8 protein-coding genes are annotated in these 13,979 nt (G+C 49.6%); 3 read left to right on the top strand and 5 right to left on the bottom strand.

The genetic code is table 11. The annotated features are described in order from the left end of the window. Positions 1 to 196: 196 nt before the first annotated feature. Positions 197 to 2,494, top strand: a complete 2,298-nt coding sequence (locus ACO6UX_RS02320; protein ID WP_422444484.1) for a tetratricopeptide repeat protein — start codon at positions 197 to 199, stop codon at positions 2,492 to 2,494. Positions 2,495 to 2,582: 88 nt separating this feature from the next. Beyond that, the gene (locus ACO6UX_RS02315) at positions 2,583 to 3,254 is read left to right on the top strand and encodes a hypothetical protein (protein ID WP_422444482.1); all 672 of its coding nucleotides are present in this window, start codon (positions 2,583 to 2,585) and stop codon (positions 3,252 to 3,254) included. A 77-nt stretch (positions 3,255 to 3,331) separates the two neighbouring features. Here the strand turns inward: ACO6UX_RS02315 and lpcA are convergent, their stop codons facing one another. The 5 genes from lpcA to dnaA all read right to left on the bottom strand — a co-directional run bounded on the left by lpcA (position 3,332) and on the right by dnaA (position 10,441). Further along, entirely contained in the window at positions 3,332 to 3,916 is a 585-nt protein-coding gene (gene lpcA / locus ACO6UX_RS02310; protein ID WP_422444480.1) for a D-sedoheptulose 7-phosphate isomerase, read from the bottom strand. A gap of 67 nt (positions 3,917 to 3,983) precedes the next feature. Beyond that, positions 3,984 to 6,398: a DNA topoisomerase (ATP-hydrolyzing) subunit B gene (gene gyrB / locus ACO6UX_RS02305; protein WP_422444478.1), complete on the bottom strand. Its 2,415-nt coding sequence runs from the start codon at positions 6,396 to 6,398 to the stop codon at positions 3,984 to 3,986. Further along, the gene (recF, locus tag ACO6UX_RS02300; RefSeq protein ID WP_422444740.1) at positions 6,391 to 7,542 is read right to left on the bottom strand and encodes a DNA replication/repair protein RecF; all 1,152 of its coding nucleotides are present in this window, start codon (positions 7,540 to 7,542) and stop codon (positions 6,391 to 6,393) included. Before recF ends, gyrB begins: the two co-directional genes overlap by 8 nt. Before the next feature lie 98 nt (positions 7,543 to 7,640). Then, positions 7,641 to 8,744: a DNA polymerase III subunit beta gene (dnaN, locus tag ACO6UX_RS02295; RefSeq protein WP_422444476.1), complete on the bottom strand. Its 1,104-nt coding sequence runs from the start codon at positions 8,742 to 8,744 to the stop codon at positions 7,641 to 7,643. 62 nt (positions 8,745 to 8,806) lie between these two features. Further along, entirely contained in the window at positions 8,807 to 10,441 is a 1,635-nt protein-coding gene (dnaA, locus tag ACO6UX_RS02290; RefSeq protein ID WP_422444474.1) for a chromosomal replication initiator protein DnaA, read from the bottom strand. Positions 10,442 to 11,595: 1,154 nt separating this feature from the next. Between dnaA and ACO6UX_RS02285 the strand changes: the two genes are divergently transcribed. Beyond that, a complete protein-coding gene (locus ACO6UX_RS02285) occupies positions 11,596 to 13,875 on the top strand; it encodes a hypothetical protein (protein ID WP_422444472.1) in 2,280 nt (759 codons plus the stop codon). Positions 13,876 to 13,979 lie beyond the last annotated feature (104 nt).

Below are 13,979 nucleotides of genomic sequence, written 5' to 3'. Positions count from 1 at the left end.
TGCCATAACCTGCGGCTTGTGCTTGAAGTATTTGATACGTGTGGTCATGTCAGAAAAAATCCGAAGCAGCTGGTTACGCCCTGCTACACTCATCCGGTACTGTGTCTGATGCTAAAACAATGATTGTTACAAGGCGCGGTTTTAAACTGAGTTTTTCTTTCGCGATTGCGGCATGAAAGCATCCGAAGTTCGATACATGGATAATAATGCTTATCTTAACGCTCGTAACCCTTTTCAGGCTGGTCATCAGGCTAACAAATACCATAGAGACAAGGCAGCCCCTTATAAAAGACCATGTTTTAATAGATCCGTAAGATACATACAACAGTCACAAGGGGCATCCAATGCAACGCCTGTTTATATACCCAGGAGCCTGGGTACCCCTGAAAACAGGAAGGAATTTCAAGGTTTTCATCATCGCCCCCCACCCCATTCTCAACCGGGTGCAGGCTATCATCGACAGGGTAAAATGCCCTGTATCAATGAAGGGTTCAGCTCTTTAAGAGCAGGTGATAATGATAATGCACTCAAAATAGCAAAAGAGATATTAGAGACTTATTCCAACTTGAGTCGGCTTCTCTATCTACGTGCACACCAACTTAAAGCAAGAGCCCTGTTCAATTCAGGAAGAACTGATGATTGCCTGAAATCAATAGAACAAGTAAAGACTCCCCTTGACAAAAAGTTACTGATGACAAAGGGCAGGGCACTTCAAGACAAAAACCGCCTGTGTGAAGCACTGCTTATTTTTAAAGACCTTTATAAAAATCACTCAGGAAAGGACCAGGATAAAAAACTTAATTCTCTTGCCCTTGGCTTACTTTACCAGCGCATGGGAGAGTATCAGGAAGCACTGACTATCTTTAAGAAGCTGCGCACTGACCTCTTTGGGCATGAAGACACCCCCTGCGACGACAAGGAGATTGAACTGGCCATTGGTCGGCTATACCAGGACATGGGACGGTATCAGGAGGCACTGACCATCTTTAACAAGCTGCGCACTGACCTCTCCGGGCATGAAGACACTCCCTGTAACGACAAGGAAGTTGAACTGGCCCTTGGTCGGCTATACGAGGACATGGGACGGTATCAGGCGGCACTGACCATCTTTAACAAGCTGCGCACTGACCTCTCCGGGTATGAAGACACTCCTTGCAATGACAAGGAAATTGAACTGACCCTTGGTCGGCTACACCAGGACATGGGACTGTATCAGAAGGCACTGACCATCTTTATCAAGCTGCGCACTGACCTCTCCGGCTATGAATGCACTCCTTGCAATGACAAGGAAATTGAACTGGCCCTTGGTCGGCTATACGAGAACATGGGACGGTATCAGGAGGCGCTGACGATCTTTATCAAGCTGCGCACCGACCGCTCCGGGCATGAAGGCACTCCCTGCAATGACAAGGACATAGAGTTAACCCTTGGTCGGCTATACGAGGACATGGGACGGTATCAGGAGGCGCTGACGATCTTTATCAAGCTGCGCACCGACCGCTCCGGGCATGAGGGCACGCCCTGCAACGACAATGAGATTGAACTGGCCCTTGGCCGACAATACCAGATCATGGGACGGTATCAGGAAGCCCTGACGATCTTTATCAAGCTGCGCACCGACCGCTCTGGGCATGAAGGCACTCCTTGCAATGACAAGGAAATTGAACTGGCCCTTGGCCGACTATACCAGCTCATGGGACGGTATCAGGAAGCCCTGACGATCTTTATCAAGCTGCGCACCGACCGCTCCGGGCATGAAGGCACTCCCTGCAATGTCAAGGAAATTGAACTGGCCCTTGGTCGGCTATACGAGGACATGGGACTCCATCAGGAGGCGCTGACAATCTTTATCAAGCTGCGCACCGATCGCTCCGGGCATGAAGGCACTCCCTGCAATGACAAGGACATTGAACTGGCCCTTGGCCGACTATACCAGGTCATGGAACAGTATCAGGAGGCGCTGACGATCTTTATCAAGCTGCGCAGCGACTGTTCCGGGCATGAAGTCACCCCCTGCAACGACAAGGAAATTGAACTGGCCCTTGGCGACATTCACATCAATTTAATGAACTGGCGTCAGTTTGACCAAATGCAACTTGATGACCAGGGTTTTGCCGGGCCTGAAGTGGACTTGTGTATCAGCATCCGTTACTTCACAGAGTGCATTTATTCTGGTCAAAGCAAGGAAATTCCAGGGCTTTTGGCTAAAGCCATTGAGCATGGATGTAATGCAATAGAAAAAAGTCAGGATCTCGACGCATCATCTTTCAGTCAGTTAGGGCACTGCCTTCGTATCGTAGCATTATTACCTGTTGAGAAAACACAGGATTTCTTTTCAAAAGATGAATTGAAAAACCTGGTTTATGAATATTTTACCGAAGCTAACAAACTGCACCCTTACCGACAGGACCGGCTAAAAACTGAAGACTGGAGGAAAATAGAGCGTACTTTTTTAGCAAGGCTTCCTGTCGGACTTAAGACTGTCCGAGAATAACCTGGGTTCCCAAAAAATTCAGCCATAGGGAACCAGAGCCAAATAAAGATGTCCTAAGGTTTTCAAAGCAGTAAAAACAAGAGATGTTATGAACGTCACTAACGGTGTTTCATGCTCTATATGTCATGACGCAGAAAACTGTGAAATCATCCAACTGAACTGCGGGCATACGTTTGGCCGATCATGTATGCGACTATGGTTATATACTTCTGACCAAAGGCACTGTCTGCTGTGTGAACAACCATTAACTGATTATGATTTGCAGCGGATAAATTATATTCCGTTGTCTGAACGTGTGGTTGCTGTTTCGACCGCAGCCACTAGCATTTTTAAACAACATTGCCCACAAGCTATTATGCGTGGCTTACATATACTCACGTCTGCAACACGTGTGGCTTGTGCCGGGCTTCTTATAGGTTATATTTCCACTGCTGATAAAGATCGCCAGGCTGAGCTCTTAGACGCTTTGCCGAATGCCATTGGTCATACTTTGGCTACTTATGTGACTGTCTGCACTATCCTGGCTCTCGGTTCTGCTGTTGGTTCTTTCGGATCTGCGGGGGGAGTTTCTAAAGTTTTCGGAACTGCTGTCGGGATGACTTCCGGAGCTTTAACATCGGCTTGTGCCTGTGACATATATAGCGATACCAATGGCATCCGGTTCCCCACCACACTTCGCAACGCCATTATAGCTTTAGGGGGGCTCATTGCAGGTACCAGTGCTTTTACCGCCTATGGTATAAAACCGATCAACCGATAAACAGGCCTGACCACAAGGCAAACCACTACCTTCCCGCAGCTACCAGTCCCCCCAAAACTGGTATGACAGTGATTTTTTTATTCCATATATTTTTCAACAAGCTGAATCATAATATGGATTGCCTTGATATGGACCTCCTGAATCCGATCCGCATAACCAAAGTGAGGCACACGAATTTCAACATCCGCCATCCCCGCCATCTGGCCGCCATCTTTGCCTGACAGCAGAATAACCTTCATCCCTTTTGCCCTGGCCGCTGCTACCGCCTTGATAATATTCCCGGAATTACCACTGGTGCTGATGCCAAGCAGTACGTCCCCTTCCCTGCCTACCGCTTCAACGTAACGTGAGAAGACATACTCATAACCAAAGTCGTTGGATACACAGGAGATATGACTGGGATCGGAAATGGCAATAGCCGCATAGCCAGGGCGATTATCGCGGAAACGTCCGGTCAACTCCTCAGCAAAGTGCATGGCGTCACAGTGGGAACCGCCATTGCCACAGGACAGTACCTTGCCACCAGCTTTAAAGCTCTCAGACAATAACCGGGCAGCAAGATCAATGGATTCAAGATTGGCGTCATCATCCAGGAATCGGCTCAGTACAACCCTCGCCTCTTCCAACTCCTGTCGAATCATTGCTTTACATTCTGGAGACATTAGCAGAGCACCTGAGAATCAAAAAAGTAAAAAAAGTGCCGGTTAAAACCGGCACGACTGAACTGGATTAAATATCGAGATTGGCAACATTCAATGCATTGCTTTCGATAAACTCTCTGCGGGGTTCGACATGATCCCCCATCAGCGTATTGAAGATCTGGTCTGCGGCAATCGCGTCTTCAATGGTGACCTTCAGCATTCTGCGGACATCCGGATCCATGGTGGTCTCCCACAGCTGATCCGGGTTCATCTCACCCAGTCCCTTATAACGCTGGATGTAATGGCGTTTGGTGGATTCACTCATCAGCCACTCAAGGGCTTCCTCAAAGGAAGCGACATCCCTCTTTCGCTCCCCTTTCTGGACAAAGGCACCCTCCTCGATCAATCCCTGCAATTTATGACCGAGGGAAACGATCTTGCCATAGTTGGCAGATGAGAAGAAATCCGCATTCCAGCGATAGTGGCTATCGACACCGTGGGCAATAATCGTCACCTTGGGCAACCAGACATTGAGCTCCCGATCTTCCTCTACCGAGAAGGTCATGGTACTGCCGGCGTCTTTCAGGTTCTCAATTCTCTCGCTCAGTTGGGCAACCCAGGACTCCATTATGCTCTTATCAGCCAGGCTCTCCGCCGTCACTTCGGGCATGTAAATCATTTCACGGAGCACCGAGACGGGGTAAATACGGGACAGCTTATCGGCCACTTTATGGACATCTCTGAACTCTTTCACCAGTTCTTCAAGGGGCTGATCGCTGATCCCGGGAGCATTTTCGTTAACATGCAGGCTGGCATTTTCCAGTGCTGACTGGGTCAGGTAACCATCCAGCGCACCATCATCTTTCAGGTACTGCTCCTGCTTGCCACGCTTAACCTTATAAAGTGGCGGCTGAGCAATATAGATGTAGCCATTTTCAATCAGCTCAGGCATCTGCCGGAAGAAGAAGGTCAATAGCAGTGTACGGATGTGCGATCCATCCACATCCGCATCGGTCATGATAATGATGTTATGGTAGCGGAGCTTGTCAATATTGAACTCCGTACGACCAATACCACACCCCAGGGCTGTAATCAGGGTTCCGACTTCCTGGGAGGAGAGCATCTTGTCAAAGCGGGCTTTCTCAACGTTCAGGATTTTACCCTTGAGAGGCAGGATCGCCTGAGTCTTCCGGTTGCGGCCCTGCTTGGCGGATCCGCCCGCCGAGTCACCCTCTACTATATAGAGTTCAGAAAGTGCCGGGTCTTTCTCCTGGCAGTCCGCCAGTTTGCCTGGCAAGCCGGCAATGTCCAGGGCACCTTTACGGCGGGTCATTTCACGGGCCTTACGGGCGGCTTCACGGGCCCTGGCAGCGTCCAGCATCTTACCGACAACCGCTTTGGCTTCCTGGGGGTTTTCTACCAGGTAGTCCGCCAGGTATTTGCCCATTTCTTGCTCTACTGCGGTTTTTACCTCGGAGGACACCAGCTTGTCTTTGGTCTGGGAGGAGAATTTAGGGTCCGGCACTTTGACAGAGATGATTGCCGTCAAACCTTCACGGGCATCATCACCAGACGTAGCCACCTTGGCCGTCTTCTGGAAACCTTCCCGTTCGATATAGCCATTCAGGCTTCGGGTCAGCGCCGCACGGAAGCCCGCCAGGTGCGTTCCACCATCGCGCTGAGGGATATTGTTGGTAAAGCAGAATACCCCTTCCTGGAAGCTGTCATTCCACTGCATGGCCACTTCTACACCAATACCGTCATCCCGGGTGATTTCAAAGTGGAAGACTTTATTGATGGTGCTTTTATTCTGGTTCAGGTGCTCAACAAAGGCCTTCAGACCACCATCGTATTTGAAGTCATCAACCTTGCCGGTGCGCTCATCCGTCAGCTGGATATAGACACCCGAATTCAGGAACGAGAGTTCACGCAGGCGCTTGGCCAGAATGTCGTAACTGAACTGAATATTTGAGAAGGTCTCCGGGGAAGGAATAAAGTGCAGTTCCGTACCGGTGACATCCGTTTCACCAATAATCGTTAATGGCTCTTCCGGAACCCCTTGATGGTACACCTGCTGATGAACCTTGCCATGTCGGCGGATGGTCAGTTTCAGCTGACTGGACAAGGCATTAACCACTGACACACCCACACCGTGCAAACCGCCGGAGACCTTATAGGTGTTGTCATCAAATTTACCACCGGCATGAAGCACCGTCATGATTACTTCAGCGGCAGAAACGCCCTCTTCCTCATGAATATCCACAGGGATACCACGGCCATTATCCTTAACCGTGATGGACTCATCCGGGTGGATAATGACCGAAATCTTGTCACAGTGCCCCGCCAGCGCCTCATCGATGGAGTTATCAACCACCTCAAACACCATATGGTGCAGACCGGTACCATCATCGGTATCACCAATGTACATCCCCGGGCGCTTGCGGACAGCATCCAGGCCCTTGAGGACCTTAATATTGGATGCGTCGTAGTTTTGTTCACTCATGCTCTATCTCCAAAGACTCAGCCCGGCGAATACTTTGCTGACCAGGGTTCTCATGTGATGTAACAGTAACCTGCCCATGTTTCACGTGAAACATTTTCAATTCCGTTTCAGGCAACCAGCAATGTTCCAGTGCCTCCTTCTCAACACAGGTGATGAAGGTCTGGCAGTCCATTTTTTGAAACAATCGACAAAGCTTTTGTCGATTAGGGGTATCCAGTTCTGATGGCAGGTCATCGACCAGGAAGATGCACTGTTTGTCTTGCAGCGCTTTGTATAGAAAGCCCTGAGCGAGTTTCAGTGCACAGACCACCAGTTTTAATTGACCTCGTGAGAGGATATCAACCGCACTGCCTTTGCCAATCCGAATCCTTAAATCTGCCCGTTGCGGCCCGGCATGGGTATAGCCCGATTGGACATCCCGTGCCAGTCCGCTACTGAGTACTTCATGCAGCTCTCTCTCCCTATCCCAGCCTCGGTAATATTGGATAGAAAGATTATCCAGATCGGCCAATTCCGAAAGCACCTCATTGAAGACGGGCGTCAGTCTCTGGATATAATCGCCGCGTAACACGTCGATGGCATTGGCTGCTTTGGCAAACTCTATGTTCCACGAACTCAATTCAGAACCGTTTATTCTACCATGACGGAGCAGACTGTTCCGCTGTTTCAGCGCCTTCTGCATGCGTTTCCATAGCGGGAAAAAGTCATGATGTTTCACGTGAAACACGCCCCAATCGATAAAATTCCTTCTCAGCTTTGGGGAGCCTTCAAGCAAACGGAAGGTGTCCGGATTAATCACCTGTAAGGGCAGTAACCTGGCCAGCTCAGAGGTGGACTTCAGGTTCTCTCCGGACACCCGTATCTGCAGTGTTTCATCCCGAAGGTTTCTGGAAACACCAATCGGTATGGATCCCGATGGCACACCGATTCGACCAAACACCGTGCAGACCTCGGCATCACGATTGATCACCGGTTTAATTCGGGAGGTCCGAAATGATCGGGCGACCCCGAGAAGATGTATGGCCTCAAGCACGCTGGTTTTACCACTGCCATTGAGCCCGTAGAGCACGTTTACAGAAGGGGAAGGGGTAAGCGAAACAGAGGAGAGGTTTCTGATATCGGTTATGGAGAGCTGTTGAATCATATTCTGTTTATTTCCGAACCTGAGTAGCCCGGAAGCCGGATCAGGGCGAGTGTCTGATGCCACAACATCAGACACTGACTACTTCTGCCGACAGGCTGTTACAGCCTCATAGGCATAACAACATAGGTGGAGTCACCAGACTCAGACTCCTCAAGCAGCGCACTGCTGTTCGGGTCGGAGAGGGTCATCTTGATGGCCTCACCAGAAAGCACAGAAAGCACATCCAACAGGTAGCTGACGTTAAACCCGATCTCCATGGAGTCACCATGATAAGCCAGGCTCAACTCTTCTTCGGCTTCCTCCTGCTCCGGGTTGTTAGCCATTACCTTAAGCTGACCATCGGAAAGAATCAGGCGGATACCCCGGTATTTCTCATTGGACAGAATAGACGCACGCTGGAATGCCTGACGCAGTTCCTGGCGATCACCAATAATGATTTTATTGCCGCCTTTGGGAATTACCCGCTCATAGTCAGGGAACTTACCGTCCACCAGTTTGGAGGTGAACATAAAGTCGCCGGTTTTGGCTCTGATATGATTCGCACCCAGGGTAATATGAACACTCTCTTCCCCTTCGGTGAGCAGACGCGCCATCTCAAGAATACCTTTACGGGGCACGATGACCTGATGCTTGTCCTGCTGGTTGATATCGGCATCCACGCTGCACATGGCCAGACGATGACCATCGGTAGCCACCGCACGGAGACAGTTCTGGCTGACTTCGAGCAGCATGCCGTTCAGGTAGTAACGAACATCCTGCTGGGCCATGGCAAAGCCGGTACGATCAATCAGGCGACGAAGACGTGACTGGCCAATGGTAAAGGATACCGATCCGGCCTCCTCTTCAATACTGGGAAACTCATTGGCCGGTAGCGTGGAGAGGGTAAACCGGGACCGGCCAGCCTTTACCTTGACCTTCAGATCATCCTGATGCACTTCAATCAGGGTGTTTTCAGGCAGGGACTTACAGATATCCATCAGTTTTCTGGCCGGTACCGTAATCTCTCCGGCCTCCGCAACATCTTCCAGGGCGACACGGCCAACCAGTTCGACTTCCAGGTCAGTACCGGTTAACGAGAGCTGGTTTCCATCGACTACCATCAACACATTGGACAATACCGGCAGCGTCTGTCTGCGCTCAACCACACCGGCAACCAGCTGAAGTGGCTTAAGCAATGCTTCCCGATTAATGGTAAATTTCATCGCTTTCCTTTCTCTTGATATAAAAAGGTATTCACCTTTTTATGAGGTTGAATAAGGTGGAATTAACTTGTCAGTGAGCGCAACAGGTTTTTGTAATCGCTTTTGATCTCGTTATCCACTTCGACCAGTTCTTTTACTTTACGGCAAGCGTGAAGAACGGTGGTATGATCACGTCCGCCATAGGCATCACCAATCTCGGGTAAACTATGACTGGTCAACTCTTTGGAGAGTGCCATGGCGATTTGCCTTGGCCTTGCCACAGAACGACTGCGACGCTTGGAAAGAATATCCGCCACTTTGATCTTGTAGTACTCAGCAACCGTCCTCTGGATATTATCTATACTGACCTGTTTGTCCTGTAAAGCCAACAGGTCTTTCAGGGACTCGCGGATCAGATCAATATCAATACGGCGTCCCATAAAGTGCGCACTGGCGATCACCCGCTTCAGGGCACCTTCGAGTTCACGCACATTGGAACGGATTCTCTGGGCAATAAAGAAGGCGGCTTCATGGGGCAGTTCCACTTTCTGCTGTTCTGCCTTTTTCATCAGAATGGCGACACGGGTTTCCAGTTCGGGCGGCTCCACGGCTACCGTTAAACCCCAGCCAAATCGGGACTTCAGCCGCTCTTCAACGCCGCTGATCTCCTTTGGGTAACGGTCACAGGTCAGAATCATCTGCTGACCACCTTCCAGCAACGCATTGAAGGTGTGGAAAAACTCTTCCTGTGAACGCTCTTTACCGGCAAAAAACTGGATATCATCAATCAGTAGCGCATCAACAGAACGATAGTACTTTTTAAAGTCATTAATGGCATTCAGCTGCAGTGCTTTCACCATATCCGCAACAAAGCGCTCGGAGTGTAAATAAACAACTCTGGCATTACGGTTCTGCTTGACCAGGAAGTTACCCACCGCATGCATCAAGTGAGTTTTACCCAGACCAACACCGCCGTACAAGAACAGCGGATTGTAGGAAGCACCGGGGTTTTCTGCTACCTGCCGAGCAGCCGCCAGGGCCAGCTGGTTTGATTTACCCTCAACAAAGGTTTCAAAAGTGAACCCAGTGTTCAGCGAACTGTGATGCTTGATAGACCCTTCAACTTCAACCTGTCGCACCGGGACAGGCTCTTCAGGCGTAGCACTCACCGACTCTTTCAGCGGGTTTACCTTGATCTGGGCGGGCTCTTCTGTCTGCCTGCTGTCATCTTCCTGAAAACCGGAGTCTGATACCAGATCCGGCTCAGGGGTATTGTCCTGCGCGACCGTTAAAGCCGACACCAGCTCATGGGTGACCACAGAACGCTCAATAGCGGCATGTTTCAGCGGGTTCTCAATGGGTTTCTCAGAAACGGTCACCGTTGCCGCAGGCTGAATCTCTCTGGGTGGCACTTCCCTGAGCTGAGGCTCTCTTGGCCGTGCAGATCGCTTGCTCAGTGAGGGGGGCCGACGATTGGACACCGCCAACGCGACGGCTGGAGAGTCCCCATCGGACAGTTCATCCAGAATCTCTTCGATTCTTGGCAAAAACTTCTCTTTCACCCAGTCGGCAACAAACCGGTTGGGAGCCAGTAAACACAAATCGTGTTCGTCCCCCATCACTTTCAAAGGGCGAATCCAGGTATTGAATTGCTGAGAAGACAGCTCATCCTGCAGGATATCGATACATTTTTGCCACAGCTCAAGGGGCACAGGCACTCTCCTACTCTCCTACTCTCCCGCTCTCCCACCCATCTCCGGATATAGATAAGGATCAGAATCAGGATCAGGATCAGGATTTAATACGGGTATCACTGAAGCCGGTCAGACAGCCTGCTGAAGACCTTCAGGTATGAAATAACGATTGGATAGACAAAAGGGAATTGTATCCTTTCTGGCAAAAGTTATCCACACCTGCAAAACAGGACAACAGATCATCCGCCAGGAATAATATCCTTATAATTCAATAAGTTGAAAATAAAACAGCCATAATGCGGAGGAAAATATTGCTTGCTACTCCCTGTGGGTAGGTCCGTTTATGAATGGCAATAAACCTTATGATTTTCCTGTGGGTAAATTGAATAACAAGCGAGCTGTGGATAACAGTCATAATTATCCACAAGCCATCAAGACCAAAACAACAACATACCTCCGGGATTTCTACAAAAAAGCACACATCCTCAAAGGCAGACGATAACTGGCATAAACGGAGTTATCCACAGAAAAAACCTCCCTAAATAATTACATTAAAATCAAAAACACATCACATAAGAGATAACTTATCTATTTATATATCTGTGAATCGCTGCCTGGTGATTAACATTATTTGATCTTTTGTACTAACTTGAACAGGGTGTTCCAAAGCCATACCAACAAAATAAAATTCATTCATTATGTTAGATCCGCTATCAAGGCTAACGGCTGTGCTGGATGCACAAATGCCCATGGCTAACAATGAGGTCACAGGGCACTTGGCTAGCCAGGGTGCTTTCGGGCGATGTGTGAAGGATGCCAGTCAAACAGAAAAGAAACTGCCCGAGCAGTCCGTGGCCAATATAAACTCGACTGCCCGGGAAGGTAGAAATGGATTCAGGCAGATCTCAAAGGGAACCGTTTTTCAGCTGAACCGGTACAAGATAAATCCTTTGTTAGAAATGGAATTTATGCCGACATACGGGGGATTTAAGGCAATCGGGTACTATTGTTGCCTGGATAGGAATCAATTGCAGAGTAAAATCAGTCTGTTCCGTAAAATGATTCCAAAGTTGACCCTGGAAATCGGTCAAATTGCCAGGAACAAAAACTTGTCAATGTTGTCTGAGAGGATTCAGCGTTTGTGTTTTAACTGCATATTCGTGCAGGATGCGTTGAGTTTGGATCCATCGATGAGGAACAACTGCAAGCTCCACAGATTGGAACAGCAGATGTGCCATTATGACGATCAGCTTGTGGAGTGTTTGCTCAGTTACCAGCCAGATACTCCTGATGAACAGCAAGAGCTGTTTATTATGTGTATCTGGTATCTGAGCCTGCTGGTAATTTCTGATAGAGGTCGAAGTGCTAACACTCTGGTTATCAACCGCAAGGTGGTCGCTCTTTTGGACGATGGCCTAATTCGGGAGATTGATAAAGAGAGAGCCCGGCTGCGTATGTCCTGCCTCTATTCGGCCGATGATCCCACCATGGACGATCAGAGATTGTCGAAGATTCTGTTTGGCCAAATCATGACTTCGTTGGGGAACATCCGCTGTTACAGTCTTGATATTGCCAAATGTGAAAAGCTGTATGACATTGTTGAACAACTGGTTACCTCAGACCCGATATTCCGCCTGGAACAGGATGCTGAGGATTTGCCCACTCAATGGCAGCAGATAAAAGCGCATTTGCTTGAATTAACCACCACCACGATCCAGAACGTCAAGGGCATAAGAAAGGATTTTATGGGCGTTGGCGAATTCGATGAGACCTGTACGCTCGAGTATGCGTTCTACTGTCTTGGTTTTTGGCAAAGCGGATTCTGCTCGCCGGACATTGGCCTGATCGCTTTGCAGACTCTGTACCAGAACCGCTCGCTGTCATCCGTCAAAGAACTATTGGTAAATTCGCAGAAAGCGGCCTGTAACGATGGCCAGGATAATCCGGCGTTGTATGCCCTTATGGAGTTTCTGATCAATTATGCCTGTGAGGATAGTGTTGCCAGAGTCGAGAATGATGACCTGAGATATTACCTGAAAAGCCTGATCTCTTATCTGGATGGACAGCTCGACAAGGCCATTGCTCAGGCCCGGTTATCCCGTTTGCCAGAGGCTTTCTGGCTGCTTGGCTCACTCCAGATGAGTAAAGAAAATGCGAATACTGAAGAAGCCATTGCCAGTATTGAATCAGCCATTATGCGTGGTGTGGAAGCGGGCAAGCTGAAGCTGGCTCTGCTGTTGTTAAAATCCAGGGAACCGGACCTGTTGAAAATTTCCGGTTTACTCAATGATGTGCTGGAACACTATGGCAGTTTAGGTGCAGTCAAGCTGCAGAGTGAGCTGGCCGAGGTCCGCGACAGCCTGGAGTTAAGTGCTGAAGCCAGTTCAGTGGTGAATTCCCCTGCATTGAACGATGACTGGCTGCTGAGTGATGACATGCCAAAACGGTCATCGGCTGTAGCCCCCAGAAATAAAAACAAAGGCAAGCGGTCCAAATATAAAAGAGCGGGCTCCAGGGGCGGCAAAGAGCGTTCAGCAGCCGACAGCCACAAAACAGGCAGGGCAAATAAAGCAGCTGGTGCTGAAAACCGGCCGGCAGTGGATATTGCCCAGGCCGTTGTTCCGCAACGTCAAACCCAATGGCTTACCCAATACGATATGGCGATCCTGAGTCTGTCGGTTACCCATGCCATATCCTGCCGGGGGTACGACCAGGCCTATGAGTTGCTCCTGGCAGCCAATGAAAAGGTCAACTGGGATTTTCAGCAAGCCACCATCGCCCGGCTGGATTTGTGGCGCCTGCGGGAGCTGGCCAATAACCGCCAGTATTTGCAGTTGTTAAGTCAATCAGTGCAGGCAGGGGAGCAGATCATTGAATTCTCGGTAATCCCCCAGCAAAGCCCCCTGCTTGGCCAGTTCGGGCTGGCCCGGAGTGAGTGCATTCCCCTGACCGCCGACATCAGAGTAGCCCGTGATGCACTGCGTCATCTGGTGATCGATAAATCCTTAAACTGGCTCTGTTTTCTCCATGCAGAACCGTTGGCTCTGGAGAATCACAAACGGCGATGGCAAGATCATCCGCTGGAGACGGCCAAACAGCAGTTAACAGATTTTGAGCACAGTCTGTCCATGGCATTTACCACCGCTTCCTATCTGTCGATGCTTGGGCATCTCTACGGAGATATTGCCCGGGACCGGGACCCTGCTGATGGTACCGAAGAGATCCGGCGGATCAGGGCATTGTCGGCCGCGTTTTACGAGGCTGCCAACAAGTTCAATGAATGGCGCAACCGCCTGAAAAATGATGGTGTATTAAACAGCCGGATCGCTAAGGCCACCCCTTTGGGCAACCTGCAGAAAATTCGTGCAATGCAGGGCAGAACCTGCCGGGAAAAAATTGAAAACCAGCTTTACGGCGATGATCATCAACCCGGGACGGAAAGAGCGAAGGAAGTGTAGGGAGAAACAACGGGTAGTAATGCGGTGCTTCTTGACAAATGCAAATTGACGCTAACCCTGCAATTACTTAGAATGCCCGTCTTTTGTAAGTCCATTAAGACGAG

The sequence above is a fragment of the Endozoicomonas sp. ALB091 genome (assembly GCF_049310265.1).
Classification (GTDB): domain Bacteria; phylum Pseudomonadota; class Gammaproteobacteria; order Pseudomonadales; family Endozoicomonadaceae; genus Endozoicomonas.
The sequence above is the reverse complement of the archived record's forward strand: the minus strand, read 5'-3'. Positions and strand labels throughout refer to the sequence as shown.

Bases quoted from the DNA above. Each gene is read 5' to 3' on its own strand.
- ACO6UX_RS02320 (WP_422444484.1), top strand. From the start codon at position 197: ATGGATAATAATGCTTATCTTAACGCTCGTAACCCTTTTCAGGCTGGT.
- ACO6UX_RS02315 (WP_422444482.1), top strand. From the start codon at position 2,583: ATGAACGTCACTAACGGTGTTTCATGCTCTATATGTCATGACGCAGAA.
- lpcA (WP_422444480.1), bottom strand. From the start codon at position 3,916: ATGTCTCCAGAATGTAAAGCAATGATTCGACAGGAGTTGGAAGAGGCG.
- gyrB (WP_422444478.1), bottom strand. From the start codon at position 6,398: ATGAGTGAACAAAACTACGACGCATCCAATATTAAGGTCCTCAAGGGC.
- recF (WP_422444740.1), bottom strand. From the start codon at position 7,542: ATGATTCAACAGCTCTCCATAACCGATATCAGAAACCTCTCCTCTGTT.
- dnaN (WP_422444476.1), bottom strand. From the start codon at position 8,744: ATGAAATTTACCATTAATCGGGAAGCATTGCTTAAGCCACTTCAGCTG.